At 70.4% G+C, this 24975-nt stretch carries 27 protein-coding genes and 1 tRNA gene; 10 read left to right on the forward strand and 18 right to left on the reverse strand.

Going from position 1 to position 24975, the window contains the following annotated elements; translation table 11 throughout:
* Nucleotides 1-49: 49 nt before the first annotated feature.
* From HNR16_RS12960 to rplJ, 4 genes are all read right to left on the reverse strand, one after another.
* The gene (locus tag HNR16_RS12960; RefSeq protein WP_158040735.1) at nt 50-814 is read right to left on the reverse strand and encodes a hypothetical protein; all 765 of its coding nucleotides are present in this window, start codon (nt 812-814) and stop codon (nt 50-52) included.
* Between the two features lie 263 nt (nt 815-1077).
* Entirely contained in the window at nt 1078-2382 is a 1305-nt protein-coding gene (locus tag HNR16_RS12965; RefSeq protein WP_179558247.1) for a hypothetical protein, read from the reverse strand.
* A gap of 213 nt (nt 2383-2595) precedes the next feature.
* Nucleotides 2596-2985, reverse strand: coding sequence for a 50S ribosomal protein L7/L12 (gene rplL / locus HNR16_RS12970; protein WP_158040731.1), 390 nt, complete (start codon nt 2983-2985; stop codon nt 2596-2598).
* Nucleotides 2986-3024: 39 nt separating this feature from the next.
* Nucleotides 3025-3540 (reverse strand): 50S ribosomal protein L10, encoded by a 516-nt coding sequence (rplJ, locus tag HNR16_RS12975; RefSeq protein WP_158040730.1) that lies wholly within the window; start codon nt 3538-3540, stop codon nt 3025-3027.
* Between the two features lie 422 nt (nt 3541-3962).
* Between rplJ and HNR16_RS12980 the strand changes: the two genes are divergently transcribed.
* The 4 genes from HNR16_RS12980 to HNR16_RS12995 all read left to right on the forward strand — a co-directional run bounded on the left by HNR16_RS12980 (nt 3963) and on the right by HNR16_RS12995 (nt 7542).
* Complete coding sequence (locus tag HNR16_RS12980) at nt 3963-4994, forward strand: 1-phosphofructokinase family hexose kinase (RefSeq protein ID WP_179558248.1); 1032 nt, start codon at nt 3963-3965, stop codon at nt 4992-4994.
* A 95-nt stretch (nt 4995-5089) separates the two neighbouring features.
* Nucleotides 5090-5863: a YqaJ viral recombinase family protein gene (locus tag HNR16_RS12985; protein ID WP_377700710.1), complete on the forward strand. Its 774-nt coding sequence runs from the start codon at nt 5090-5092 to the stop codon at nt 5861-5863.
* A gap of 351 nt (nt 5864-6214) precedes the next feature.
* Entirely contained in the window at nt 6215-6421 is a 207-nt protein-coding gene (locus tag HNR16_RS12990; protein ID WP_158040728.1) for a cold-shock protein, read from the forward strand.
* A gap of 119 nt (nt 6422-6540) precedes the next feature.
* Nucleotides 6541-7542: an NADP-dependent oxidoreductase gene (locus HNR16_RS12995; protein ID WP_225737868.1), complete on the forward strand. Its 1002-nt coding sequence runs from the start codon at nt 6541-6543 to the stop codon at nt 7540-7542.
* Between the two features lie 51 nt (nt 7543-7593).
* Here HNR16_RS12995 and HNR16_RS13000 read toward each other — a convergent pair whose 3' ends face one another.
* The 9 genes from HNR16_RS13000 to HNR16_RS13040 all read right to left on the reverse strand — a co-directional run bounded on the left by HNR16_RS13000 (nt 7594) and on the right by HNR16_RS13040 (nt 13935).
* Nucleotides 7594-8316: a hypothetical protein gene (locus HNR16_RS13000; protein ID WP_158040727.1), complete on the reverse strand. Its 723-nt coding sequence runs from the start codon at nt 8314-8316 to the stop codon at nt 7594-7596.
* A complete protein-coding gene (locus HNR16_RS13005; protein WP_158040726.1) occupies nt 8313-9224 on the reverse strand; it encodes an ABC transporter ATP-binding protein in 912 nt (303 codons plus the stop codon). The genes HNR16_RS13000 and HNR16_RS13005 overlap by 4 nt, the downstream gene beginning before the upstream one ends.
* Complete coding sequence (locus HNR16_RS13010) at nt 9221-9577, reverse strand: GntR family transcriptional regulator (protein WP_158040785.1); 357 nt, start codon at nt 9575-9577, stop codon at nt 9221-9223. Before HNR16_RS13010 ends, HNR16_RS13005 begins: the two co-directional genes overlap by 4 nt.
* A 200-nt stretch (nt 9578-9777) precedes the next feature.
* The gene (locus tag HNR16_RS13015; RefSeq protein WP_158040725.1) at nt 9778-10965 is read right to left on the reverse strand and encodes a hypothetical protein; all 1188 of its coding nucleotides are present in this window, start codon (nt 10963-10965) and stop codon (nt 9778-9780) included.
* 111 nt (nt 10966-11076) lie between these two features.
* Entirely contained in the window at nt 11077-11763 is a 687-nt protein-coding gene (gene rplA, locus HNR16_RS13020; protein WP_158040724.1) for a 50S ribosomal protein L1, read from the reverse strand.
* Between the two features lie 82 nt (nt 11764-11845).
* Nucleotides 11846-12277 (reverse strand): 50S ribosomal protein L11, encoded by a 432-nt coding sequence (gene rplK / locus HNR16_RS13025; protein ID WP_158040723.1) that lies wholly within the window; start codon nt 12275-12277, stop codon nt 11846-11848.
* Nucleotides 12278-12388: 111 nt separating this feature from the next.
* On the reverse strand, nt 12389-13348 hold the full coding sequence (gene nusG / locus HNR16_RS13030; RefSeq protein ID WP_158040722.1) for a transcription termination/antitermination protein NusG: 960 nt from the start codon (nt 13346-13348) through the stop codon (nt 12389-12391).
* A gap of 52 nt (nt 13349-13400) precedes the next feature.
* Entirely contained in the window at nt 13401-13763 is a 363-nt protein-coding gene (gene secE / locus HNR16_RS13035; protein ID WP_158040721.1) for a preprotein translocase subunit SecE, read from the reverse strand.
* Between the two features lie 99 nt (nt 13764-13862).
* A tRNA-Trp gene (locus tag HNR16_RS13040) sits at nt 13863-13935 on the reverse strand.
* Between the two features lie 229 nt (nt 13936-14164).
* Between HNR16_RS13040 and HNR16_RS13045 the strand changes: the two genes are divergently transcribed.
* Entirely contained in the window at nt 14165-15367 is a 1203-nt protein-coding gene (locus HNR16_RS13045) for a pyridoxal phosphate-dependent aminotransferase (RefSeq protein WP_158040720.1), read from the forward strand.
* A gap of 84 nt (nt 15368-15451) precedes the next feature.
* Here HNR16_RS13045 and HNR16_RS13050 read toward each other — a convergent pair whose 3' ends face one another.
* A complete protein-coding gene (locus HNR16_RS13050; RefSeq protein WP_158040719.1) occupies nt 15452-16342 on the reverse strand; it encodes a hypothetical protein in 891 nt (296 codons plus the stop codon).
* Nucleotides 16343-16479: 137 nt separating this feature from the next.
* On the opposite strand from HNR16_RS13050, the gene HNR16_RS13055 reads away from it, so the two are divergent.
* The 4 genes from HNR16_RS13055 to HNR16_RS13070 are packed head-to-tail and all read left to right on the forward strand — an operon-like array spanning nt 16480 to nt 20230.
* Nucleotides 16480-17412, forward strand: coding sequence for an ABC transporter ATP-binding protein (locus HNR16_RS13055; protein ID WP_158040718.1), 933 nt, complete (start codon nt 16480-16482; stop codon nt 17410-17412).
* The gene (locus HNR16_RS13060; RefSeq protein ID WP_158040717.1) at nt 17409-18215 is read left to right on the forward strand and encodes an ABC transporter permease; all 807 of its coding nucleotides are present in this window, start codon (nt 17409-17411) and stop codon (nt 18213-18215) included. Before HNR16_RS13055 ends, HNR16_RS13060 begins: the two co-directional genes overlap by 4 nt.
* 43 nt (nt 18216-18258) lie before the next feature.
* Nucleotides 18259-19575 (forward strand): sensor histidine kinase, encoded by a 1317-nt coding sequence (locus HNR16_RS13065; protein WP_158040716.1) that lies wholly within the window; start codon nt 18259-18261, stop codon nt 19573-19575.
* Nucleotide 19576: 1 nt separating this feature from the next.
* Nucleotides 19577-20230, forward strand: a complete 654-nt coding sequence (locus HNR16_RS13070; RefSeq protein WP_158040715.1) for a response regulator — start codon at nt 19577-19579, stop codon at nt 20228-20230.
* Between the two features lie 51 nt (nt 20231-20281).
* On the opposite strand, the gene HNR16_RS13075 is transcribed toward HNR16_RS13070, so the two are convergent.
* Genes HNR16_RS13075 through HNR16_RS13085 form a run of 3 tightly spaced genes read right to left on the reverse strand, consistent with a single transcriptional unit; the run spans nt 20282 to nt 22283 of the window.
* The gene (locus HNR16_RS13075; protein WP_158040714.1) at nt 20282-21355 is read right to left on the reverse strand and encodes a UDP-N-acetylmuramate dehydrogenase; all 1074 of its coding nucleotides are present in this window, start codon (nt 21353-21355) and stop codon (nt 20282-20284) included.
* Complete coding sequence (locus HNR16_RS13080) at nt 21352-21816, reverse strand: MaoC/PaaZ C-terminal domain-containing protein (protein ID WP_158040713.1); 465 nt, start codon at nt 21814-21816, stop codon at nt 21352-21354. Before HNR16_RS13080 ends, HNR16_RS13075 begins: the two co-directional genes overlap by 4 nt.
* 17 nt (nt 21817-21833) lie before the next feature.
* Nucleotides 21834-22283 (reverse strand): FAS1-like dehydratase domain-containing protein, encoded by a 450-nt coding sequence (locus tag HNR16_RS13085; protein WP_158040712.1) that lies wholly within the window; start codon nt 22281-22283, stop codon nt 21834-21836.
* Nucleotides 22284-22504: 221 nt separating this feature from the next.
* Between HNR16_RS13085 and HNR16_RS13090 the strand changes: the two genes are divergently transcribed.
* Nucleotides 22505-23986 (forward strand): amino acid permease, encoded by a 1482-nt coding sequence (locus tag HNR16_RS13090; RefSeq protein ID WP_158040711.1) that lies wholly within the window; start codon nt 22505-22507, stop codon nt 23984-23986.
* Nucleotides 23987-24013: 27 nt separating this feature from the next.
* Here HNR16_RS13090 and HNR16_RS13095 read toward each other — a convergent pair whose 3' ends face one another.
* Nucleotides 24014-24943: a class II glutamine amidotransferase gene (locus tag HNR16_RS13095; RefSeq protein ID WP_179558249.1), complete on the reverse strand. Its 930-nt coding sequence runs from the start codon at nt 24941-24943 to the stop codon at nt 24014-24016.
* Between the last annotated feature and the right edge of the window lie 32 nt (nt 24944-24975).

Consider the following 24975-nt stretch of genomic DNA (forward strand, 5'->3'; position numbering starts at 1 on the left):
GAACGGGGCCGTGCTCGTTCGAGCACGGCCCCGTTCGGACGCGTGGGTGTTACGCCTTCTTCGCGATGAGGCGACGGCCGATGAGCGCCGCAGCACCCGCACCGGCGACGAGCAGGCCGAGGCCCGCGATGCCGAAGACGTCGTCCGCACCGGTCTCGGCGAGCTGACGCGGGGTCTGGCTCGGAGCCGGCGTGCTCGGCGCCGCGGCGGCGTCACCGACGGTGAACGTCGTCGTCGCGCTCACGAGCTCGTTGCTCGTGCCCTCGTCGCCACCGGGCGTCTCCTCGTCGGGCTGCTCCTGCGTGGCCGTCACGGTGTAGCTGCCCTCGGGCCAGACACCGCTGCCGCCGGTCTCGTTGCCGTCCTGGTCGACCTCGACGACGACGATCTGGTCCGCGATCGTGCCGTCCTCGGCGGGGATCACCTCGAGGGTGCCCGAGAGGGGGCCCTCGACGAGGATCGTAACCTTCTCGCCGGGGAGCCAGCCGGTGCCGGCGTAGAGCACCGTGTCGGTCGGCGCGTAGTTGGCCTTGTCGGTGGAGATCGTCGCCTCGACCGGAGCCTCCGACGTCGTGGGCGTGGAGGCGGCCGGGTCGCTCGAGGTGGGCGTCGAGGCGGCCGGGTCGTCGCTCGAGCTGGGCGTCGAGGCAGCCGGGTCGCTCGAGCTGGGCGTCGAGGCGGCCGGGTCGGTCGGCACGGTCGTGTCGGCGAACGCGGGGGCGGCAGTCAGCGCGAACGCGCCCGAGACGACACCGAAGGCGAGAGCGAGGGCGCCGATGCGGGCGCCGGGACGGAAGCTGTGCTGAGAAGTCATAGTCAACATGCTGAACGAAAGCTGACAAAAAGTCCACCCCGCCCGAAGGCGCGTTCATGCGCATCACTCGGGCGGACCCGAGCTCACCTCATCGGTGGGCACGACGTCATCCTCCAGGATGAGACTCCTGTCGTGATGCGCCGGGCGGGCCGTCCCGAACCGGGATGGCCGGGGCTCAGCACCCGCGACGCCCGGTGAGGGGAGCCCCGGGAACCGGGACCCCCCTCGTGAACATGACGGCGCGTGTCGTCGGCGGGCTCAGCTCACACGTCGCGGCGTCGGCCGAGGAAGCGGGCACCGACGACCACGCCGGCCCCGGCGAGGGCGACGAGCAGTCCGAGACCGGCGATGCCGAAAACATCATCGGCGCCCGTCTGGGCGAGCGAGCCCTTGTCGGTCTTGCCGCCACCGGTCGAGGTACCGCCGTTCGAGCCGGAGCCCGCCGGGGTCGCGTCGATCGTGAAGCCGAATTCGGCGGACTGGATCGGAGCCGGATCCCCCGGGGTGACCTCACGGGACTCGTTCGAGCCGTCCGAGGAACCGTCGTCGGCGGTGCCGTCCTCCGCGGGCGCCTCCCCGTTCGTCCCCTCGTCGCTCCCCGTGGCGCCGTCGGTCTCGGTCGGCGCGGGGTCCTCGGCGGGCGGCGTGGCGACCTCGACCGGGATCGTCTGACCGTCCTTCGTGCGGACCGTCACCGAGTAGGCACCGGTCGGCCAGTCGCCGGAGTAGGTGATGACACCCGCGTACGTTCCGTCGGCACCGGGAACGATCGGTTCGAGCGACGAGAACTCCGCGACCGTGCCGTCGGGGAGGGTGAGCACGAGCTCCACCTCGACGCCGGGCGTGAAGCCCGAGAGCTGGTAGCCGACACCGTTCGCGGCCGCCTCAGCCGCCGAGTAGTTCGTGGAGTCGGCCCACGCGGTCGGAGGACCGAAGTCGACGGAGGGAGCGGGCTCGCTCGGCGGCGTCGTGTCGACGGGTGCCGGGGTGCCCGTCTCGGTCGTCGTGGGCTCGGGCGTGGCCGTCTCGGTCTCCGTCGGGGTCGGCGTGGCCGTCTCGGTCTCCGTCGCCGTCGGGGTCGGCGTGGCCGTCTCGGTCTCGGTCGCCGTCGGCGTGGCCGTCTCGGTCTCCGTCTCCGTGGGCTCCGGCGTCGCGTCCGCGACGTCGAGACTGAACGAGGCCTTGATGTCGTCGGATTCGAAGACGGTGATCGAGTAGGTGCCGGGAACGAGGGCGTCCGCCACGTCGAGATCGGCCGCCACGGAGCCGTCGTCACCGACCGTCACCGACTCGGTCTTCCACGACCAGTTCGTGTCACCCGACGGGTCCTCGACCTGGACGTAGACGACGTTCCCGGGCGTGAACCCCGACGCCTCGACGGGGATGACCTCCGTGTCGGTCGTGACATCGCTCGCCGAGGTCGATGCCGACGCGCCACCCTCGTCGACGGTGGCGGGGGAGGCGAACGACGGGGCTGCCGCGATCGCGACACCACCGGCGACGACACTGAACGCGACCGCGATCGCGGCCGCTCGGGCGCGGGCTGAGGAGAAACGATCAGGAAGCATGCAGGCACGCTAACACGATTTTCACTTGAGTCACAGAAGTAACATCAATTTACTTGTGTTTCGTTTTGGCAACAGACGCCCCTTCTTTCCCTCGCGCACCAGCTGCGGACGCCGCCGCGCGCCCCGGACGCACGAAACGGGGCGCCACCTCCCGGAAAGGGAGGTGGCGCCCCGCGTGGCAGGAGTCGACGGATCGACCCGGACCGGACGAACCTACTTGAGGGTCACCGTGGCGCCGGCGGCCTCGAGGGCCTCCTTGGCCTTCTCGGCCGCTTCCTTGTTGACGCCCTCGAGAACGGGCTTCGGGGCACCGTCGACGAGCGCCTTCGCCTCGCCGAGACCGAGCGAGGTGAGGGTGCGCACCTCCTTGATGACCTGGATCTTCTTGTCGCCGGCCGACTCGAGGATGACGTCGAACTCGTCCTTCTCCTCCTCGGCGGCGGGGGCGTCGCCACCCGCGGCGGGGGCGGCCCCGGCGACCGCGACGGGCGCGGCGGCGGTGACCTCGAAGACCTCTTCGAACTTCTTCACGAACTCGCTGAGCTCGATGAGCGTGAGCTCCTTGAACTGCTCGATGAGCTCGTCAGCGGTGAGCTTTGCCATGGGGATTCTCCTTGTGTGTTGGTTCCGAGCCGCCGAACGCTAGTTCGCGGACTCCTGCTTCTCGCGCAGCGCGTCGACCGTGCGAACGGCCTTCGACGCCGGGGCGGTGAACATGTATGCGGCGCCGTACAGCGAGGCCTTGAACGCGCCGGCGAGCTTGCCGAGCAGCGTTTCGCGGGACTCGAGGTCGGCGAGCTTGTTGACCTCTTCCGGGGTGAGCGGCTTCCCATCGAAGAAACCGCCCTTGACCACCAGGAGAGGGTTGTCCTTGGTGAAGTTGCGCAGCGCCTTGGCCACGGCGACGGCGTCGCCGTGCACGAACGCGATCGCGCTCGGGCCGACGAGTTCGTCGTCGAAGGCCGTGATCCCGGCGTTGTTCGCCGCGATCTTGGTCAGCGTATTCTTCACCACGGCGTACGTGGCGTCCTCACGGATCGAATCGCGCAGCTGCTTGAGCTGCGCGACCGTGAGGCCGCGGTACTCGGTCAGCAGAACGGCGCTCGAGTCACGGAACTTGTCCGTGAGCTCGGCGATCGTCGCCTCCTTGGTCGCCATGGCTCTCCTCATCTCAGTGTGTGCACGCCAGGGGCATCCGCCCCCGGCGCACCGCGGCCGAGCTCGCGCTCGCCCGGAAACGAGAAACGCTCCGGCGCAGACGGCCGGAGCGTTGGAGCGCGACCTCGGAAGGAGGACGCGACGAAGCTACGATCACCTGCGCGGGACGTTCACTCGGAACCTTCGCCCGATGCGCGCACGCGCGCACCAGGAACCAGCGGTCTAGGGCTGCGTCGATGCTACGCCGCCCGCCCCGCGAATGCAAGCGGCCACGACGCGCCGCCCCGTCGGGGCCGGACACCGGACGACGGACCCCGGACGTTCGACGGGCGACTACCGGCGGGCCACCCCGCCACGGTAGCGTCGGACTCCCGTTGGAGCGGGTGTCCACCGCGGACCGCCCGCACGTCGAAAGGATCGCGATGACCGCTGTCGTGTCGCTCACCGCCGCCCCCGTCATCGACCGGACCTACTTCGTCGACACCTTCGACGAGGGCAAGGTGAACCGTGCGACCGACCAGCAGGAGTTCCTGAGCGGGAAGGGCCTGAACGTCTCGCGCACGCTCCGCCTCGGCGGCGTCCCGACCTCCGCGGTCCTCCCCATCGGACGCGACGACGAGCACCTCCTCTTCCGCACGCCGCACCCCCACATCCTGCGCATCCTGCGCATCCCGGGACGCATGCGCGTCAACACCGCCATCCTCGAGCCCGGTGGCCGCACGACGAACGTGAACCAGAACCCCGTTCCGATCCCCGAGGCGGACTGGCAGGAGACGATCGACATGACTGTCCGCGAGATCGAAGCGCTCGGTGCCGACTGGCTCGTCGTGTCGGGCGCGGTCCCCAAGGTGGCCGAGACGGGCGAGGCACTCGACTTCACGCGACTTTTCCGCGAGGCCCGACGCCTCGGCACCCGCATCGCGCTCGACTCGTCGGGCACCTCGCTCGACGTCCTCGTCCGCAGCGGCTACATCAACCTCGTGAAGCCGAACGCCGACGAGCTCGCGACCATGGTCGGTCGGCACCTGACGACGTTCGGCGAGGTGCTCGACGCGGCCAGGCACCTCATCGACGAGTGCGGTCTCGAGGTCGCTCTCGTCTCGCTCGGCGGCGACGGTGCACTCGCGATCACGCGCGACGTCGCCTGGCACGGTTACGCGGTCGCACCACGCATCGTCAACACGACGGGCGCCGGCGACGCGACGCTCGCGGGCTTTGTCGGCAACTCGATCCAGGGTGCCGGCCGGACCGGCGGGCGAGCGGACTTCGGCCAACTCCCGCAGTTGCTCGTCAAGCGCGGCCTCGCCGCGGCGGTCGAGTACGGCGCGCTCGCCGTCTCGGTGCCGACGACGATCATCGACTCGTTCGACGAACTCCCCGAGGCCGTCATCGAGACCCCGGACCCCGAGCGTCTCCTGTCGGAGCCGACGAAGTTCCTGACGCCCCGTCCCTGACGACACGCCACCCGGCACCGCCGCGGTGGCGTGGAACGCGTTGCGCCACGGCCTGTCCGACGGGCGGCGTCCGTGGGCTGCGCCACAATGGTCGGGTGGTCGCCTTCCTTCCCTCGTCGGACGCGCTCGCCGGCGTCGCGCCGGTCGGGCACGTCGATCGTCGCGACCCCGAGCTGTTCCGCCCCGCCGCGCTCACCGCGTTCGCCCGGCCCGAGACGAGCCCGCACCCCGGTCCCGTCGCGCCCGCCGCACCGAGCGTCTGGAACCCGGCCGCGTGCGTCACCGACGTGGCCCCACCACCGCACCTGCGTCGCGTGCTCGCCGATTCCAACGACCGGGCGGCCTGGCTGCGGGCGCGGACGATCGGCGTCACGGCGAGTGACGCGGCTCGGCTCGCCACGCCGAACTCGGTCAAGCAGGTCGCTCGCGACAAGCTCGCCGGCTCGGGATTCAGTGGCAACGCCTACACGGAGTTCGGTCGGCAGCGCGAGCCCGAGATCGCGGCCTGGGTGCTCGAACGGCACGGGATCGAGGCGTGCGGGCTTCTCTTCCACGCGGAGCGGTCCAACCTGCACCTCGCGACGCCCGACGGTCTGCACTGCGACGAGGACGGGCACGTGCTGCTCGCCGAGATCAAGACGACCAACAAGCCGTGGTCGCGCATCCCGCGTCACTACCTGCGCCAGGTGTGGTGGCAGCAGTACGTGCTCGGCGCCGAGCGCACGCTGTTCGTGTGGGAGCGTCACGAGAACTTCGTCGTGAAGGACGCCGAGCCCCGCTGCGTCTGGATCGATCGCGACGAGCACGAGATCGGGCGCCTCGTCACGCTCGCCGATCAGGTGCTCGAGCTCATGTCGATGTACGAGTGACTCGCGCGCCGACGCTCGCGACGAGCCCCGCCACCGACCGACACGCGGGACGCGTCGCGCGACGTCACGGCGCGACACGGCGCTCGCCCGCACGCGAGTCTTGGGATACGCTGGACGGCGTTCGGCGCCAATTCGGGCGCCGTGTCGGAACCTCTGTTCGAGTCCTCGGTTCCGTCTCGCACGACCGCCGCTCCACGCCGTTCCAGGCGTCGAGCGCACCCCGACTTCTGCGCCGGTCGGCGAAACCAGTCGACCGGCATCCCGGCAGCTTCGCCGGGCCGTGCCGGGCACCCGTCCGGGACGGATCTTCACCCCGACGCACGACGTCGGGAGCTTGACTGAGGGAGACCCATGACCACCGGAATCGTGAAGTGGTTCAACGCCGAAAAGGGATACGGCTTCATCGCCCCCGAGGACGGCTCGGACGACGTGTTCGCGCACTTCCGCGCGATCGCCGGCAACGGCTACCGCTCGCTCGAGGAGAACCAGCGCGTCGAGTTCGACATCGCCCAGGGCCCCAAGGGCCTGCAGGCGGAGAACATCACCGTCATCTCCTAGCGATTCGCTAGAACCACTTCGGCCCCGCACGGCAACGTGCGGGGCCGAAGCCGTTTCGTCGCACCCTCGGCCGACCGTGCACTCCGGCGCGGAACAGCGTGGCGCGGAACAATGGGGTCATGACCGATCCGTCGACGCTCCCTCCCCTGCCCGAGACCATGCGTGCCGCCGTCGTGACCTCCGCAGGCGGTCCCGAGGTGATCGAGTTGCAGGACCTCGCGCTTCCTGCGCAGATCAACTCCGACACGCTCGTGCGCGTGCACGCCGCGGGGGTCAATCCGATCGACTGGAAGACGCGGGAGGGTCGCGGCGCCGCGCTGCCGGCGTACCCCTGGGTGCTCGGCGGCGAGTTCTCGGGAACCGTCGTGCGGGCCTCGTACGAACTCGCCCCCTTCCAACCGGGCGACGAGGTCTTCGGGATGCTGCTCGTCCCCCGCTACCTCGGAGCGGACGCCGAGTACGTGTCCTGCCCGTTCATGAGCCTCGCGCGCAAGCCCGCGTCGCTCACGCATCTCGAGGCTGGTGCCGTGCCGCTCGCCGCACTCACGGCGTGGGCCGGCATCGTCGAGGCGGGACGCGTCCACACGGGTCAGCGCGTTCTCGTCCACGCCGGGGCGGGAGGCGTCGGTCACTTCGCCGTCCAGCTCGCACACCACTACGGCGCCCACGTCGTCGCGACCGCATCGGCCCGCAACCACGACTGGGTGCGCGAACTCGGCGCGGACCAGGTGATCGACTACACCGCCGACCGCTTCGAGGAAGCGATCGACGCACCCGTCGATCTCGTGCTCGATCTCATCGGCGACGTGCAGGCCGAGACCGGGACGCGCTCGCTCGATCCACGCGTGCTGCGCGACGGCGGTACCTACATCTGCGTCCCGACGGGCGCCTTCCCCGGCATGCACGCGGCGATCGCCGCGCAGGACCGCGATCTCGTGGGATCGACGCTCAAGCTCTCCCCCGACGGACGAGCGCTCGAGACGATCGCGATCCTCATCGATCAGGGCGATCTGCGCGTGCACGTCGATCGCGTGTTCCCGCTCGCCGCCACGGCCGAGGCACAGGTGCTCGTCGCGGACGGCCACGTCCGCGGCAAGGTCGTCCTCGACCTCGACGCGTGACGAACGGCGTGGGCCCACCCGATGACGGGTGGGCCCACGCCGTTGCGACCCTCAGCGCACGGGGGCGCGCCGGACGAGCAGCACCCAGGCCGCCGCACCCACGAGTGCGAGCAGCGCGAGCAGCGACATCCAGAGGCCCCACTGGGCGTCGACGACCCACGCGGCGACCTCGGGCCAGCTCCCGGCCAACGTCACGGCGCTGCTCCCGATGACGACGGCGAGCACCCCGACGCCGATCACGAGCCACAGCACGAGCTGCCCGAAACGCTTCACGACGGTCGCCGAGGCCGCGCCGAGGAAGAGGAACGCACAGAGGAGCAGGAACGTCTGGACGAGCGTCCGCCACGGCGAGTCCATCCCCACCCACACGACGTCGAACATCCGCACGTGCAGCCCGTAGCCGTTCGTCGCGACCTCGAGCCAGTTGAGCAGCGTGATCACGATCGCGTACAGGGCGGCCGTCGCGAGGAAGACGACGCTCGTCCCGACGAGGAACTCGCGTCGCGTGAGGCCCAGGCCGAGCGAGAGCGGGAAGTACTGCGTCATGGCGCCCACGCCGACACCGATGAGGGGGCCCAGGATCGCCCACACGGCGCCGTTCCAACGCATTCCCTCGTTCATGGCGGCGAGGTCCTCGGCATCGTTCGTACTGATCGCGGCGATGAGGCCGACGATGAGGATGACGGCGAACGCGATCCCGCCGATCGCGAACGGGAACAGATACGTGCCGAACGGATTGCGCGTGTGCAGGCGGACGACGGCGCGGATTCTCATCGCCGGGCTCCCTTCGTGGTGGCCTCGCGAGCGGACTCGAGGTCGGTTGTGAGGTGGACGATGAGCGATTGGAGCGAGACGCGCCCCAGCTCGAGGCCGGCGGACTCCGCCTCGGCCCGCGAGGCGGGATCGAGCGGACCGAGGAGGGTCGCGCTCGCGAGACTCCCGAGTCGCTGCGTGTGGAGCAGCTCGCGGCCGACCGCGAACGCTTCGACGGCGTCGGAGCGCCCCGACACCTCGAAGGCGCGCTGTCCGAGCTCGTCGGCGTCGGCGTCGACGATGACTCGCCCCTCGTCGATGACGACGACGTGTTCGAGGAGGGCGGCGACCTCGTCGATCAGGTGCGTCGAGAGCAGCACCGTGCGCGGGTGCTCACCGAAGTCGGCCAACAGGTGGTCGTAGAAGCGCTGCCGGGCGACGGCGTCGAGGCCCAGGTACGGCTCGTCGAAGAAGGTCAGCTCCGCCCTGGAGGCCAATCCGACGATGATGCCGATCGCACTGAGCTGACCGCGCGAGAGCTTGCGGATGTTGCGGTCGAGGGGCAGTCGGAAGTCGTCGACGAGGCGCTCCTCGAACGCCGCGTCCCAGCTCGCGTGCAGTTCGCGCGCGACGGCGAGGACGTCCTTCGCCCGGTAGCCGTCGGGGTACTTCCGGCTCTCCTGGATGAAGCAGGTGCGCGAGAGGACCGCGGCGTCCTCGAACGGGTCGGCGCCGAAGACACGGGCGTCGCCGCCCGTCCGAACCAGCTGACCCGTGAGCACCTGCATGAGCGTGGTCTTGCCCGCGCCGTTGCGGCCGAGCAGTCCGTGGATGCGGTTCGCGTCGAGGCGCAGGTCGACGCCGTCGAGCGCGTGGACACCGCCGCGGTAGTGCTTCGTGAGGCCGACGGCCTCGATGACGGTGGTCATTTCGACTCCCTTTCGATGAGTGCGGTGAGCGCGGCGCGATCGATGCCGAGCTTCTGGGCCTCGCGCAGCATGGGGGCGACGAATTCGCTCGCGAACGTCTCGGTGCGGTCCACGACGAGCCGTTCGCGCGCGCCGTCGCTCACGAACATGCCGATCCCCCGTCGCTTGTGGAGGACCCCGCGGTCGACGAGGAGGTTGAGCCCCTTGCCCGCCGTCGCCGGATTGACGCGCAGGAACTGTGCGAGTTCGTTCGTCGAGGGCACGCCGTCGCCCTCCGGGTAGGTGCCGTCGAGCACCCCGTTCTCGATCTGCTCGGCGATCTGCACGAACAGCGGTTTCGTCTCGTCGAGCATCGCTCCCCCGTCGTGACTCTCGGGTCGTCGACCGCCGGGCAGGATGCTCGTCACGGTCGATCGACCTCAGTGGTTCATTACCTGACTAATGAACCATGTAACCCGTCGATTGTCAACAACGAACCGACGGGGCCGTCCGGTCGCCCCGGACGGCCCCGCCGTCATCGATCACGCCGGGGTGACCCCCGACGCGGACGCGTTCACACCGGCGACGCGTACCTGACCTGCACGGTGGAGCCCGTCCAGCCGAGTTCGGCCCGCCACGGTGAGAGGTCGTCGATACTGCCGTTCCCCGCGTTCACGAGCACGACGACACCGTCGCTCGCCGCGACGAAGCCGTCGAAGTACGCCCTCGCCGTGGACGTCACCGACACGAGCCCGATCCCGTCGAGCAGCCGCACCGCACCGTCCTGCTGCACCTCGTAGAACACGATGTAGTCGAACCACGCGTCACCGCCGGTGTTGCACTGCTCGACGACCGCGACGTCGTCGATACCGTCACCCGTGACGTCCACGAACGCGGTCGACTGCTGCACCGAGAGTCCGTCGCCACCCGGGAGCCGCCAGGCGAGCCACGCCTGTCCGCCGCTCCCGCCAGCCACACCGTCCGAGAACCGCCCCGGCGCCATCCCGCACAACCGCGGCGCCTGCGCCTCGAGCAGGTTCGCCCAGACGGTCTCGGCGCTCGGCTGGACGACGCGCGTCGGCGTCGGCGAGGCCGTCGGCGACGACGACGCGACGCCCGTCGCGCCGGGGTCGGCGTTCGCGTCGGTGCCGACGTCCGACGACTCGGCGACACTCGCGGGATCGTCGCCGGGTCCACCCGTCGCGAGCCACCAGATCCCACCGACCGCGGCGAGCAGGAGACACGCGATGACGACGGCCACGACGACGAGCACGGGACTCCGCCGTGGCGGGACGCCGCCCTGGACGGCCGGATAGTGCATGGGCCCGGGCTGGAGCGGGACGGTGCCGGCCGCCGCCGAGCCGAGACCGGTCGCGCCACGTCCGCGTGGCGGCACCGGACCGGTGACGTAGGACGGCGCAGCCCCGTAGGCGGTGGCACCCGGCCCCACCGGCGGCGGAACGGGGGCACCGTGATCGGACCAGCCGGGAGCCGCGAAGGCGTCGTCGACCGACGACGGCTGCGTGCCGGCCGCCCCGGGAGCCCAGCCCGACGTGGGCCCCGCGACGGGCCCCGACACCCGCGCGTCCGTGCCCGACTTCTCGAGGCGGACACCGCCGGACGCGGCGGCCGGATCGGTCTTCACGAGCCGGACCGTGTCGGCGCCCTCGGGCGTTCCGGAGCCGACACCCGTCGCGTCGGCCGCCACGATTCCCGTCTCCGGAGGCTGGGCGTCGTCGATCGGCTCGTCGGGCTCGGTCACGGGGTCCTCCTGGGGGCGGGAAGTCGTCGGCATCCGGATCCTACTGTGCGCGGGCACCGCACGACGAAGGCCCCGCTCGAACGAGCGGGGCCTTCGTGTGGTCCGTGTGCGCTACAGGACGCTCACGTCGAGCGGGATGCCCGGGCCGAAGGTCGTCGAGACGACGGCCTTCTGCACGTAGCGGCCCTTCGACGACGACGGCTTGAGACGGAGGACCTCGTCGAGCGCGGCGCGCAGGTTGTCCTGCAGCTGATCCTGCGTGAAGCCGGCCTTGCCGACGATGAAGTGCACGTTCGCGTGCTTGTCGACGCGGAACTCGATCTTGCCGCCCTTGATGTCGGTCACGGCCTTCGCCGGGTCCGTCGTGACGGTACCGGTCTTCGGGTTCGGCATGAGGCCACGGGGACCGAGGACCTTTCCGAGTCGACCGACCTTGCCCATCATGTCGGGCGTCGCGACGGCCGAGTCGAACGCGGTCCAACCGTCGGCGACGCGCGCGATGAGCTCGTCGCTGCCGACCTCGTCGGCGCCGGCCGCGATCGCGGCCTCGGCGTTCGCGCCCGTCGCGAAGACGATGACGCGAGCGGTCTTGCCCGTGCCGTGCGGGAGGTTGACCGTGCCGCGGACCATCTGATCGGCCTTGCGGGGGTCGACGCCGAGGCGCAGTGCGACCTCGACGGTGCTGTTGAACTTCGACGACCCGGTCTCCCGAGCCAGCGCGACGGCCTCGTCGATCGAGTAGGCCTTGCCCTCCTCGATCTTCTCGGCCGCGGCGCGGTATGCCTTGGACTTCGCCATGTTGATTCTCCTTCGAGAGAGTGCGGTTACGAGCCTGGCCGGCTCTCCCGCGAATGCAGGTGTGTGGTGTGCGGACCGGGGACTAGCCCTCGACCGTGATGCCCATCGAACGGGCGGTGCCGGCGATGATCTTCGCGGCCTGCTCGACGTCGTTCGCGTTGAGGTCCGACTTCTTCTGCTCGGCGATCTCGCGCACCTGCGCCTGCGTGAGCTTGCCGACCTTGTCGGTGTGGGGCGTCGAGGACCCCTTCTTCACGCCCGCCGCCTTCTTGATGAGCTCGGCGGCCGGGGGCGTCTTGAGGACGAACGTGAACGAACGGTCCTCGTAGACGGTGATCTCGACGGGGATGACGTTGCCGCGCTGCGACTCCGTCGCGGCGTTGTACGCCTTGCAGAACTCCATGATGTTCACGCCGTGCTGACCGAGCGCGGGGCCGATCGGCGGCGCCGGGTTGGCGGCACCGGCCTGGATCTGGAGCTTGATGAGGCCCGAGACCTTCTTCTTGGGAGCCATGTGTCTTCCTTCTCTGTGTTCGAACCGCGGGCGCACCCGCAGGCTCTCCCGGTTGCCCGGCCGTTCCGGACCCCGGTGGTTTCGTCGGCGTCGGGGATACTCCCCCGTGCGCTACAGCTTGGTGACCTGGTCGAACGAGAGTTCGACCGGCGTCTCGCGCTCGAAGAGCGAGACGAGGACCGTGAGCTTGCCGCTCTCCGGCTTGATCTCGTTGATCGTGCCCGTGAGGCCCGCGAACGAGCCCTCCTTGATCGTGATCGTCTCGCCGACCTCGAAGTCGACCTCGGCGATCGGAGCGCGCTTCGCGCCACCCGTCTCGGCACCGCCGGCGGCCTTGGCTGCGGGTGCCTGCGCGACGTCGACGAGGCTCTTCAGCATCTCGAACGCCTCGTTGAACCGGAGGGGCGTGGGGTTGTGGGCGTTGCCGACGAAGCCCGTGACCCCCGGCGTGTGGCGCACGACGGCCCAGCTGTCCTCGTTGAGCATCATGCGCACGAGCACGTAGCCGGGGATGCGCACGCGCGTCACCATCTTGCGCTGCCCGTTCTTGATCTCGACGAAGTCCTCCATGGGCACCTCCACCTGGTAGATGAAGTCGCTCATGTTCATGGACTCGGTGCGCTGGTGCAGGTTCTGCTTCACGCGCCGCTCGAAGCCGGCGTAGGTGTGGATGACGTACCACTTGCCGGGCTTGAGGCGCAGCTCGCGCTTGAACGCCTCGTACGGGTCGGCCTCGGGGTCGTCCGCCTCGGCCTCGGCCTCCTCGTCGGCGGTCGCGGCGGCCGATGCGGCCGCCTCCTCGCTCGTGTCGACGTCGAGGACGTCCGTCACGATCGCGTCGGCCTCGGGGTCGGCGACCTCCGGGTCGTCGGCCTCGGTGCGGTCCTCGTCCGACTCCTCGTCGGGCTCGTCCTCGCCGTCGACGATCTGCGAGTCGTCGAGCACTCGCTCCAGCTCGAGGTCGGTCTCGTCAACGTCGACGCCGCCCTCCTGGGCCTCGGCGACCTCGGAGTCCTGCTCGAGGGCGGTCTCGAACAGCCCGTTCGGGTCGTTCACGTTCGGGTCGGACACGATTCCTCTTCTCACTTCTCGATTGCGCTGGGGACGGTGGTGGCCCCCGGCGTCACGGGGCGGGCGTCTCCGCCGGGGTCGGCGCCGGGGTTCCGCCGAAGATGCTGCCGAAGTCGGGCCAGGTCACCTCGGTACCCGTTCCGAACACCCACGAGGCGCCCCAGCCGAACAGCAGGTCGAGCGCGGTGACGAGCACCATCATGAACACGACGAACACGAGGACGACGCCCGTGAAGCTGAACAGCTCGCGCCGCGTCGGCGTGACCACCTTGCGGAGTTCGGAACCGACCTCCTTGAAGAATCGGCCGATCGCGCGGAACGGCCCACTCTTCGCGGGAGCCTTGTCTGCCGCGTCCCGCTTCGTGGAGGCGACAGCCTTCTTCTCGCTCGACGCTTCGGACCTGGATGGCGACACGCGGGTTCCCTTCGGCAGCTTGGCGTGACCGGTGTGCACGCCGTGTTTCGACCGGTCGGGCACCTGACCCACGCGGCGCTGCGGCGCAACACCGATTCGCAGGGCGGACAGGACTCGAACCTGCAACCTGCGGTTTTGGAGACCGCTGCTCTACCAATTGAGCCACCGCCCTGTGCACGAAACCTGAGTGCACGCACTCACACACGCTCGTCGCCGCGGCTCGCGATCCGGGGATTACGGGCGCGCTTCAACATTGCGCATTCGGCAACTGGACCAGTGTACGGGATCGATCGCGGTGAAGTCCAGCCGGGCGCCGTCCACGGTCGCGCGACCGCCGGGCGCCGGTATCGACGCGCCGGAACGACACCATGCCGCGAGGCCGCGGAAACTATGCTCGGGGCATGGGTTCCTTCTCCTCTCCCCTGTCACCGCGCATCTCCGCCATCGCCGAATCCGCGACGCTCAAGGTCGATGCCAAGGCCAAGGCGCTCAAGGCCGAAGGCCGGCCCGTCATCAGCTACGCCGCGGGCGAGCCCGACTTCCCGACGCCCCAGCACGTCGTGGACGCCGCGATTGCCGCCGCCGCGGACCCGAAGAACCACCGCTACACGCCCGCGGCGGGCCTCGCCGAGCTGCGCGATGCGATCACGAGCAAGACCGCGCGCGACTCGGGCCTCGACGTGCCCGCCGCGCGCATCCTCGTGACGAACGGCGGCAAGCAGGCCGTCTACCAGTCGATCCTCACGGTCATCGGTGACGGCGACGAGCTCATCCTCCCGACGCCCGCCTGGACCACCTACCCCGAGGTCGTCAAGCTCGCCGGCGGCGTCACCGTCCCGGTCTTCGCGGGAGCCGACCAGGGCTACAAGGTGACCGTCGACCAGCTCGAGGCCGCCCGCACGCCTCGCTCGCGCGCGCTCCTGTTCTGCTCCCCCTCGAACCCGACCGGTGCCGTGTACACCCCCGAGGAAACGCGCGCGATCGGTGAGTGGGCCGAGGCGCACGGGCTCTGGGTGATCTCGGACGAGATCTACCAGAACCTCACCTACGACGGCGTCAAGGCGACCTCGATCGTCGAAGCGGTCCCGACCCTCCACGACCAGACCATTCTCGTCAACGGCGTCGCGAAGTCCTTCGCCATGACGGGCTGGCGCGTCGGCTGGATGGTCGGCCCCGAGCGCGCGATCAAGGCCGCCACGAACCTCCAGACGCACCTGACCGGCAACGTCAACAACATCGCGCAGCGGGCGGCCCTCGCAGCGCTCACGGGCCCGACGGAGCCCGTCGAGGAGATGCGGCAGGCGTTCGAGCGCCGCCGCGGCCTCATCGTCGAACAGCTCTCGGCGGTACCCGGTTTCGAGGTGCCGACACCCGAGGGTGCCTTCTACGTGTACGCCGACGTCCGCGCACTCCTCGGCCGCGAGTTCGGCGGTCGCCGGATCGAGACCTCGCTCGAACTCGCGGATTACGTCCTCGACGCGGCCGAGGTCGCCGTCGTCCCCGGTGAAGCGTTCGGCCCGTCCGGCTACGTGCGCATGAGCTACGCGCTCGGTGACGACGAACTCGTCGAGGGCGTGCAGCGCCTGCAGCGCCTGTTCGCCTGATCGCACCCGTACGCGAACGGCCCTCGGTCTCCCGGGGGCCGTTCGCGTTCGGGTGCGGTCATGCGCGACCGCCCCGCAGCGGGATCACGGCACGGAGAAACTCACCTCGCGGAGTTTCTGCATGATGCGCGACTCGGGGTCGTTTAGATCGGACGTGCGGGCGATCACGATGATCTGGATGCGAATACCGGCGCTCGGCATGATCCGCGAGATGACGAGGGCCTGCTGGTTCGACGAGTGTTCGAACGTGACACGCTGCGCGAGGAACTCGAGCGTGTAGCCGCTGCCCGAGATGTTGAACGGCATCGGCTCACCCGAGAGCTTTCCGCCCGTGAACATCGCGTCGGCGCCGTTGAGGCTCGCGCGCGTCAGGTCCTCGTCCCGGTACGTGCTCGGCAGTTGCGGGAGCGCGAGGACCGAGAGATAGGCGTCGCTCTTCGTGTCCTCGAGGACGACGGCCTCCGGCTGCCGATCCTGCGTCGACTGCATCCAGTCGCCCGCGACCGGCCGCACGATGGTCATGCCCTCCGGGAACGACACGTCCACCGAGATCGGGACGACGGCGCCCGGTGACGGGACGGTCGGATCGGCGGTCGCGAGCGTGCTCGTCGGCGGGATGGACGGGTCACCGGCCGTCGACGTCGGGGCGACCTCCGCGACGGGTGCATCCGATCCGCCGGACGAGACGAGGACGCCGACGACGAGTGCGAGCACCACGACGAGGACCGTCCCCGTGAGCGCCCACACGAGCCAGGGCCGCGAGCGCCGTCGCTCGGACGGGTCCTGCCCGGGATCCCGACGCTTCGGCGACGGACCCGACGGCGCACTCCCCGGCGTCCCGTAGCGCGGCGGCGGCACACCGGGCCCGCCCCCGGGCGGGCCGCCGATCGGTGTGCGATCCGTCGACGGTCGGTGTCCCCGAGCGGACGGTCCGGGCTGTGGCACGCCGTAGTGATCGGAGGGTGGCGTCGTCATGACACCGAGCGTACTTGGCGACACCCCGGCGCTCCGGAATCGCCAACCGGTGGGGACCCGGCATCCCCCGATCGTCGGATGCCGGGTCCGCCGGATCCCGGTGCCACGGCAGCGGTGCGCGACGATTCACTGGTGGCATGAATCACACGAGCGATCCCGTGGTCGAGGTCGTCGACCTGCGGAAGTCCTATGGCGCGAAACACGCGCTCGACGGCCTCGACTTCGACATCCGCACGGGCGAGATCTTCGCACTGCTCGGACCGAACGGTGCCGGGAAGAGCACGACGATCGAGATCCTCGAGGGATTCCGCACGCCGACGTCCGGTCACGTGCGCGTGCTCGGGGCGTCCCCGTGGAACGCCGATGCCGCTTGGCGGGCGCGCGTCGGCGTCGTCGGGCAGTCGACCGCGGACATCGACCGGTTCTCCGCGCGCGAACTGCTGCGCCACTTCGCCGGGTTCTACCCGGATCCACGCGATCCGGACGAGGTGCTCGAAGCGGTCGGGCTGGCGCCCCACGCCGGTGCGAGGGTCCGCACCCTCTCGGGTGGCCAGAAACGCCGCGTCGACGTCGCCCTCGGCATCATCGGTCGACCCGAGCTGCTCTTCCTCGACGAGCCCACGACGGGTTTCGACCCGGAGGCGCGACGTCGGTTCTGGACGCTCGTCGAATCACTGCGCACCGACGGGACCACGATCCTGCTCACGACGCACTACCTCGACGAGGCCGAGCACCTCGCCGATCGCGTCGGGGTGATCGCCGGCGGACGACTCGTCGAGATCGGGACGCTGCGCGAACTCGGCGGTCCCGAGGCCCGGACACCCGTCGTCTCGTGGCGCGACGCCGACGGGCACCACCGATCCGAACGCACGCACACGCCCGCTGCGCTCGTGAGTGAGCTCGCCGCCGCGCTCGGCGGTGAGCCACCCGAGCTGTCCGTGCACCGACCCACGCTCGAGGACATCTACCTCGACCTGCTCGAGGCACACGCGGCGACCGCGGGATCCTCGGCGACGGTCGACGAGCACGGCGGACGACCGACGACGAACGCGGGGACGGCGACGCGATGAACATCCTCCGCAACGGCGTCTCACGCATCGGCTACGAGCTGCGCTCGTACTTCCGAGCACCCGACCAGGTGTTCTTCACCTTCCTGTTCCCCATCCTCATGTTCGGCCTGTTCGCGTCGATCTTCGCGGGGGACGAACTCGGCCCCGGCCCGGACGGGACGACCGTCAGCATGTCCCGGTACTACCTGACGGGCATGCTCGCGATGGCCATCCTGCTCACGGGCACCCAGAACCTCGCGATCGATATCGCGATCGAGAAGCACGAGGGCGGTCTCAAGCGCCTCGGCGCGACGCCGCTCAGCCCGGTCTCGTTCTTCATCGGGAAGTTCGGTGTCACCGTCATCACGTGCGCGGTGCAGATGGTGCTCCTCATCGTCTTCGCGCGCCTCGCCTTCGACGTGGAGCTGCCGAGCGACCCCGAGCGGTGGCTCACGTTCGCGTGGGTCTCGCTCCTCGGACTCGCGTGCTTCTCGGCGCTCGGCACCGCGCTCTCGGCCGTGCCCCGTTCCGGCCGCAGCGCGACCGCGATCGTCATCCCGGTCGTCCTGCTGCCGCAGTTCTTCTCGGGCATCTTCATCTCGTTCTCGATGCTTCCCGAGTGGCTGCAGAACGTCTCGAGCGCGCTGCCCCTCGCGTGGCTCGCCCGTGGGATGCGCTCCGTGTTCATGCCCGAATGGTTCGAGGCGTCCGAACCCGGTGGCGAATGGCGGCTCCCCGTCGCCGCGCTCGTCATCGGGATCTGGTTCGTCGCGGGCCTCCTCGTCTCGTGGTTCACGTTCCGCTGGACACGGGGACGATCATGAGCTCCGGCAGGCGAATCCGGGCGGGTTTGCGAGACTCGACGGCATGACGCACGAACCGCACGGTGCCACGTCGCTCGAACGGCGGCTCTGGCTGCTCGCGTTCGGCGTCGTCCCGCTCCTGATCGCGACGACCCTCGTCCTCATGGCCGGGACGGAGCGTCTCAGACCGGACGGCGGGTGGGGACCAGCCAGGCTCCTGTTCGGTGCGGCGTGCATCGCCGTCGTCGCCGTCGTCTGGTTCGTCGTCGGCGAGCGAGCGTTCGATCACCGCCGCACGGGCATCGTCTGCTTCGTCATCGTCTCGACCTCGCTCATCGTCGGTATGGCCGTCGTACCGCTGCTCGGCATCACGCAGGCGCTCCTGTTCCCCTACCTGTGGTACACACTCGACGACACCCGCCGCAGCATCCTCGGGAGCGCGATCGTGTGTCTGCTCATGGCCTTCGCCCTCGCCGCGCAGGACTGGCCCGGCTCGTTCCTGTTCCAGCTCCTGATCGAGATCGTGAGCTTCACCATCAGTCTCGTCCTCGGGCTCACGATCACGCGAAGCTACGAGACCTCGGCGCGACACGAACACCTCATCGAGCAGCTCCGGTCGACGCGCGCCGACCTCGCCGAGCTCTCGCGGGTCGCGGGGGCGACGGCCGAGCGCGAACGACTCTCGCGCGAACTGCACGACACGCTCGCACAGTCCCTCGCGGGCCTGTCGATGCTCGCCGAGAAGTCCGCCCGCGAACTCCGGCGCACGAGCGGCCTCCTCGGGCCCGGTCGCCCGGACGTCCGCGACGCGATCGACGCGGAGGCGGCCCGCGTGGAGCGGATCACCGACCTGTCCCGCGATTCGCTCGCCGAGATCCGCGCCATCATCGCCGAATCGGCCCCCGTGACCGACCACCTCGCGACCTTCGAGGCGGCACTCGACCGTCTCGTCGACCGGTTCCGTCTCGAAACCGGCATCGAGTCACGCGTGGTCGTCGACCTCGGCGACCAGGGCCTCTCGCGCGAGACGGAGGTCGTCCTCCTGCGGTGCGTCCAGGAGGGCCTCGCGAACGTCCGTCGCCACTCCGGCGCCTCCGCCGCGCGACTCCACGTGAGCACGGTCGCCGGCCACGCGGTCCTTCGCCTCGAGGACGACGGTCGCGGATTCGATCCCGCGACGGCACCGACGACGGGTTTCGGACTCCCGGGCCTCCGCGAGCGCGCGCGAACGGTCGGCGGTTCGGTCGACATCGTGAGCGCCCCCGGAACGGGCACGCGGGTCGTCGTGCGGCTCCCGCTCGAGGAGCTGGGCGACGAGCCCGGACCGAGCGCCGTTCCACCACCCATCACGTTCCACCACCCATCGACGGACGGGAAATGACATGAACACCGGCACGATCCGCGTCGTCGTCGTCGACGACCACCCCGTCGTCAGGCAGGGCATCATCGGCGTCCTCGCGGACGAGCCCGACTTCGACGTCGTCGGCGAGGCGGCCGACGGCAGCGCGGCCGAGTCCGTCACCCGTGCGACGCGACCCGACGTGGTCCTCATGGACCTCCGCATGCCCGGTGTCGGTGGTGCCGCGGCGACGCGGCACATCGTGGAGGCGCTTCCCGCGACGCGCGTCCTCGTGCTCACGAGCTACGAGTCCGACGACGAGATCCTGAGCGCGATCGAGGCGGGCGCGTCGGGGTACCTGCTCAAGGCGGCACCCGCGGAGGAGATCTTCGAGGCGATCCGACGCGTGCATGCGGGCGAGGTCGCGCTCGCCCCGCGTGTCGCGGCGCGTCTCGTGCAGCAGACCCGCGACGCCGGGCGGCGGGCCGACGCCGACGGCGGGGGGATCCGCCTGAGCCCCCGCGAGACCGAGGTGCTGCGGCTCGTCGCCGAGGGCAGGTCGAACGCGGTGATCGGGCGCACGCTCTTCATCGGCGAGGCGACCGTCAAGACACACCTCGCGCACGTGTTCGAGAAACTCGGTGTCCGCGATCGCACGCGCGCCGTGACGCGCGCGATGGAACTCGGCCTCATCTGAGCCGGTCGTCCTCCCGCCACCCTCGGCACCGCGCCGAACCGGGCGGCGGGCCTACAGCTCCGCGTCGACGAACACCGGCTCCGGTTGGAGCACCACCCCGTACTCGGCGAGGACGCGCGCCTGCACGAAGCGCGCGAGCTCCGTCACCTCCACCGCCGTCGCACCGCCCCGGTTCGTGATGGCGAGCGTGTGCTTGGACGAGATCGCCGCTCGGGAGCCGGGCAGCGAGAACCCCTTGCGCACGCCGGCGTGCTCGATGAGCCACGCGGCGGAGAGCTTCACGAGCGGCGTGCCGTCGGGCGCGGCGGCCTGCCGGAAGCGTGGTGCGTCCGCGGGAAGTCCCGAGGCGAACGATTGCGAGACGACGGGGTTCATGAAGAACGAGCCCGCCGAGCACGAGTCCGCATCCGTCGGATCGAGCACCATGCCCTTCGAGGCACGCAGGGCGACGACGGCGTCCCGCACCTCGGCGATCGGCCGCCGCTCCCCGAGTTCGGCGCCGAGCGCGCCCGCGAGCTGTGCGTAGGCGATCGGGGCGCCGAGCCCGTCACCCGGGGCCTGCAGCTCGATCTCAACGCGGAGGACGACACCCGTCCGTTCGCCGCGCTTCAGCACCGAGCTGCGGTAGCCGAGCCCGAGGTCCGCCGCATCGATCCACACGACCTCGTCGAGATCGGCGTCGTAGAACTCGACGCGCCGGAGCACGCTCGAGACCTCCTGGCCGTATGCGCCGATGTTCTGCACGGGCGCGGCCCCGACACTTCCGGGGATACCGGCGAGGGCCTCGATCCCCGCGAAGCCGCGGGCGACCGCGAGGTCGACGAGTGCGCCCCAGCGCTCCCCCGCGTCGACGCGGAGCCCGACCCGACCCTCGGCGACGTCGTCGAGGAGTTCGACGCCGCGCGTGACGACGTGCAGCACGGAATTCGTGACGGGCTCGTCACCGACGATCGTGTTCGATCCGCCCGCGAGCAGCACGACCGCCGTCGACGGGTCGAACGGATCGACCTCCGCGAACAGTTCCCGGGCCGTCCCGACGAGTTCGTCGCGGGTCGGTGGCTCGAACAGCCGCTCGGCGGGACCGCCCACGCGCATCGTCGTGAGGTCGGCGAGCCGAACCGTCATCCGGCGGCCTCCGCGACGTCGGCGTCGCCACGGAAGTCCGCGAGCACCTGGGCCTTGCCGAGCACGGTCTGCCCCTCGAACACGACCGTGAGGTCGATCCGGCCGATGCCGTCCGCACCGGCCGTCCTGCCGATCTTCGCCTCGATCGTGACCGTCGCACCGGCGACGGGATCGACGACGACGGGCCGCGTGAACCGCACACCGTACTCCCGGACGCGACCCGGGTCACCGAGGGCGTCGACGACGGGCTGCACCGCGACGCCCATCGTGAGCATGCCGTGAGCGAGGACGCCGGGCAGCCCGACCTCGGCCGCGACGTCGTCGCGGTAGTGGATCGGGTTGAAGTCCCCCGAGGCCCCCGCGTAGCGGACGAGTCGATCGCGCGTGAGCGTGACCGTGCGCTCGGCGACGAGGTCGCCGAGCTCGGCGTCGAGCAGGCTGGGGCGGGTCGGCGTGGTCATGATCTCCTCCGGTCCGGTCACGCGACGTCCCCGCGGACGACGAGCGTCGCGGTCGCCGTCACGACGTGGGCACCGTCGGCGTCGGTGATCTCCGTCGCCGCCGTGATCATGCCGTTGCCGCCGAGCGACTTGACGCTTCGCACCTCGAGCGCGGCGCGCAACTCGTCGCCCGCGACGATGGGGCGCGAGTACGTGAACTTCTCGTCGCCGTGCACGATGTGCGACAGCTCGATGCCCGTCTCCGGATCGGCCAGCAAGAGCTGGAGCCCCGCGTCCTGCAGCACCGCGGGGAACGTCGACGGTGCGACGAGGTCGGGGTAGCCTGCCGCACGCGCCGCCTCGACGTCGAGGTGCGTCGGGTTGTCGGCGAGCACGGCCCGGGCGAACGCACGAACGTGCTCCCGCCCCACGAGGTACGGCTCCGGCAGCTCGAACCGGCGTCCGGCGAGATCTGGGTTCACGGTCACCGGGACAGTCTACGAGCCGCGGGGCACGTGCCGCACGGTTGCGGCCCGCCCGCCCGACCGACGCGACGGCGCCCCGAGTTCCGGGGGCACGGGCCCGTGCATCCGGGACGGTCGCGCCGCCCGCACGGGGAGAGGTCCCCACCCCTCTTCCCGCGGGTCCCGAACGCGAGCAGAATGCCGTTCCACCGACCGCGACCGGTCGGGAGAGGGCGAGGGCCACCATGAGCGAACCGAACGACCGAGCGGACCGGACCACCGCAGCCGCCGCGCCGAAGAAGCTGCGCACGCGACACGTGACGATGATCACACTCGGGGGGATCATCGGCGCGAGCCTGTTCGTGGGTTCCGGCAACGTCGTGCGCGCGGTCGGGCCCGCCGCGGTGCTCTCGTACCTCATCGGCGGCTTGCTCGTGTATCTCGCGATGCGCATGCTCGGCGAGATGGCCGCGTCCCGACCCGCGGTCGGCTCCTTCATGGAGTACGCCAGGCAGGGGCTCGGCAACTGGGCGGCCTACTTCGTCGGCTGGCTGTACTGGTACTTCTGGGTCGGCGTGATCGCCTTCGAGGCCGTCGTGAGCGGCACGATCCTGAGCGGCTGGATGCCGGGCGTGCCCGAGTGGGTGTTCTCGCTCATCATGATGTTCGTCTTCACTGCGACGAACCTCGTGTCGCTGCGCTCGTTCGGCGAGGTCGAGTTCTGGCTCGCGAGCGTGAAGGTCGCGGCCATCGCCGTGTTCCTCGTCGTCGGCGTCCTGTTCGCCCTCGGCCTCTGGCCGCACGCGACCTTCTCGCTGCCGAACCTCTGGGTGCACGGTGGCTTCGCGCCGAACGGGCTGTGGCCCGTCGTGTCCGGCGTCGCGATCGTCATCTTCTCGTACTTCGGGACGGAGATCGCGGTCATGGCGGCATCCGAGTCGGAGAACCCGGCGAAGGGTGTCCGGCAGACGACGAGCACCGTCATCTGGCGCATCCTGCTCTTCTTCGTCGGTTCGATCCTGCTCGTCGTGACGATCGTGCCCTGGAACGAGTTGCCCGACCCGAGCGACATCGCACCGTTCGCGTACATCTTCGGGCTCTTCGGGCTGCCCGGCGCCGAGCTCGTGATGAGCGCCGTCATCCTCACCGCCGTCTGCTCGGTGCTCAACTCGGGGCTCTACTCGGCCGCCCGCATGTTCGCCGCGCTCGCCGATCAGGGGCTCGCACCGAGCGTGGTCGCGAAGCGGTCGCGCTCGGGCGTCCCGTACGTCGCCGTCCTCGCCTCGACCCTCGGCGGCTACGCCGCCGTCATCGTCAACTTCGTGGCACCCGAGTCGGGGATCTTCGACTTCATCATGAACTCAGCCGGCCTCGTCGCCCTGTTCGTGTACGTGCTCATCGCGATCACACAGATGCGTCTGCGCTCCCGTATGACGCCCGAGGAGCGCGACGCGCTGCCACTGCGCATGTGGCTCCACCCCTGGCTCGGCGTGCTCGTGATCGTCGCGATCGTCGGCATCGTCGTCGTCATGCTCGTGACGGCGGACTCGACCCGGGCGCAGGTGTGGACGAGCCTCGTCTCGGTGGCACTGCTCGCGGTGTTCTGGCCGCTCGTGCGCCGGACTCTCGCGAGGCGTCGCGCGCTCGGGCAACCGACGCCGACGACCGCGGTCCGCTCGGTGCACGATCCCGGGCTCGACGAGGCCGAGCACGGGACGCACCAGTAGGAGGCGCAGCCTCGCGCCGACCGACGGTCAGACCGCGCGACGCTCGCGGCGTTCGTCGAGGGAGACGGGCTCCGCGAGCCGCGCGCTCGCCTTCGAGACCCGGCCCGTGACCGAGCCCTCGTCGGTCGGGCCGACGATCGCCGCCCGGCCCGCGAAGATCGCGCGCTGCGTCAGGTCGAGCGTGCGGAGGTCGATGTGCGTGACGGTGTCGTCGGGCACCTCGGTCCAGCCGTCGAGGTCGATGCCCGTCGACGAGAAGACGGTCGTCCCGTCCGCGTGTCGCCGCATCGAGAGCCGGTAGTAGTCGTCGGTGTGGTCGTCGGGGAGGTCCGCCGGGTCGATCCCGAGGTCGGCGAACGTCTGCTCGGTCACGTGCGTCGTCGAGGAGGCCCGCACCGCGATGAGGTCGTCGGGACCGATGATCACGGCGTTGAGGCTCGCATCCGGGAACTCGCGGCGAAGCGTGCGCACCGTCTCGAACACCGCGGGGCGCAGCGAGCCGAGGCGAGCCGCGTTCTGCCGGACGAGTGCGAAGTACAGCTCGCTGTCGGTGTCGCCCTCGACCGTCGCCGCGAACGCCGGTTCGAGCAGGGCGCGGATGCGGTCGACGGGGATGATCGTGCCGTTGTGCGCGAACGCGATGCCGTCGGCGAGGAAGGGGTGGGTGTTGCGCTGCGAGCGCTTGAACGTGCCCGTCGCGAGGCGGAGGTGCGCGAGTCGCGCGATCGCGGGCGACTCCTCGAGCACCGCGGTCAGCAGCGGATCGGTGCGGCCGGGCGTCGACAACCGCAGCGACTCGACCTCGCGTTCGCCCTCGGGTGCCTCGCCGACCCACGCCGTGCCCCAGCCGTCGCGATGGACGCGCGACATGTGCTGGAACGTTCCGGTGTTCATCTCGCCGATCACCCGGGAGATGGTCGTCTCGTGCGGGGCTGCGTAGGCGAGCAGACGGCACATGCGTGGACTCCTTCCGGTACGGCTGGTTCGAA

The sequence above is a fragment of the Pseudoclavibacter chungangensis genome, from assembly GCF_013410545.1.
Taxonomy (GTDB): domain Bacteria; phylum Actinomycetota; class Actinomycetes; order Actinomycetales; family Microbacteriaceae; genus Pseudoclavibacter; species Pseudoclavibacter chungangensis.

What these genes read in the sequence shown, in the direction of transcription:
- HNR16_RS12960 (WP_158040735.1), bottom strand. Translation starts at nt 814, where the DNA reads ATGACTTCTCAGCACAGCTTCCGTCCCGGCGCCCGCATCGGCGCCCTC.
- HNR16_RS12965 (WP_179558247.1), bottom strand. Translation starts at nt 2,382, where the DNA reads ATGCTTCCTGATCGTTTCTCCTCAGCCCGCGCCCGAGCGGCCGCGATC.
- rplL (WP_158040731.1), bottom strand. Translation starts at nt 2,985, where the DNA reads ATGGCAAAGCTCACCGCTGACGAGCTCATCGAGCAGTTCAAGGAGCTC.
- rplJ (WP_158040730.1), bottom strand. Translation starts at nt 3,540, where the DNA reads ATGGCGACCAAGGAGGCGACGATCGCCGAGCTCACGGACAAGTTCCGT.
- HNR16_RS12980 (WP_179558248.1), top strand. Translation starts at nt 3,963, where the DNA reads ATGACCGCTGTCGTGTCGCTCACCGCCGCCCCCGTCATCGACCGGACC.
- HNR16_RS12990 (WP_158040728.1), top strand. Translation starts at nt 6,215, where the DNA reads ATGACCACCGGAATCGTGAAGTGGTTCAACGCCGAAAAGGGATACGGC.
- HNR16_RS12995 (WP_225737868.1), top strand. Translation starts at nt 6,541, where the DNA reads ATGACCGATCCGTCGACGCTCCCTCCCCTGCCCGAGACCATGCGTGCC.
- HNR16_RS13000 (WP_158040727.1), bottom strand. Translation starts at nt 8,316, where the DNA reads ATGAGAATCCGCGCCGTCGTCCGCCTGCACACGCGCAATCCGTTCGGC.
- HNR16_RS13005 (WP_158040726.1), bottom strand. Translation starts at nt 9,224, where the DNA reads ATGACCACCGTCATCGAGGCCGTCGGCCTCACGAAGCACTACCGCGGC.
- HNR16_RS13010 (WP_158040785.1), bottom strand. Translation starts at nt 9,577, where the DNA reads ATGCTCGACGAGACGAAACCGCTGTTCGTGCAGATCGCCGAGCAGATC.
- rplA (WP_158040724.1), bottom strand. Translation starts at nt 11,763, where the DNA reads ATGGCGAAGTCCAAGGCATACCGCGCCGCGGCCGAGAAGATCGAGGAG.
- rplK (WP_158040723.1), bottom strand. Translation starts at nt 12,277, where the DNA reads ATGGCTCCCAAGAAGAAGGTCTCGGGCCTCATCAAGCTCCAGATCCAG.
- HNR16_RS13045 (WP_158040720.1), top strand. Translation starts at nt 14,165, where the DNA reads ATGGGTTCCTTCTCCTCTCCCCTGTCACCGCGCATCTCCGCCATCGCC.
- HNR16_RS13050 (WP_158040719.1), bottom strand. Translation starts at nt 16,342, where the DNA reads ATGACGACGCCACCCTCCGATCACTACGGCGTGCCACAGCCCGGACCG.
- HNR16_RS13055 (WP_158040718.1), top strand. Translation starts at nt 16,480, where the DNA reads ATGAATCACACGAGCGATCCCGTGGTCGAGGTCGTCGACCTGCGGAAG.
- HNR16_RS13060 (WP_158040717.1), top strand. Translation starts at nt 17,409, where the DNA reads ATGAACATCCTCCGCAACGGCGTCTCACGCATCGGCTACGAGCTGCGC.
- HNR16_RS13065 (WP_158040716.1), top strand. Translation starts at nt 18,259, where the DNA reads ATGACGCACGAACCGCACGGTGCCACGTCGCTCGAACGGCGGCTCTGG.
- HNR16_RS13070 (WP_158040715.1), top strand. Translation starts at nt 19,577, where the DNA reads ATGAACACCGGCACGATCCGCGTCGTCGTCGTCGACGACCACCCCGTC.
- HNR16_RS13075 (WP_158040714.1), bottom strand. Translation starts at nt 21,355, where the DNA reads ATGACGGTTCGGCTCGCCGACCTCACGACGATGCGCGTGGGCGGTCCC.
- HNR16_RS13080 (WP_158040713.1), bottom strand. Translation starts at nt 21,816, where the DNA reads ATGACCACGCCGACCCGCCCCAGCCTGCTCGACGCCGAGCTCGGCGAC.
- HNR16_RS13090 (WP_158040711.1), top strand. Translation starts at nt 22,505, where the DNA reads ATGAGCGAACCGAACGACCGAGCGGACCGGACCACCGCAGCCGCCGCG.
- HNR16_RS13095 (WP_179558249.1), bottom strand. Translation starts at nt 24,943, where the DNA reads ATGTGCCGTCTGCTCGCCTACGCAGCCCCGCACGAGACGACCATCTCC.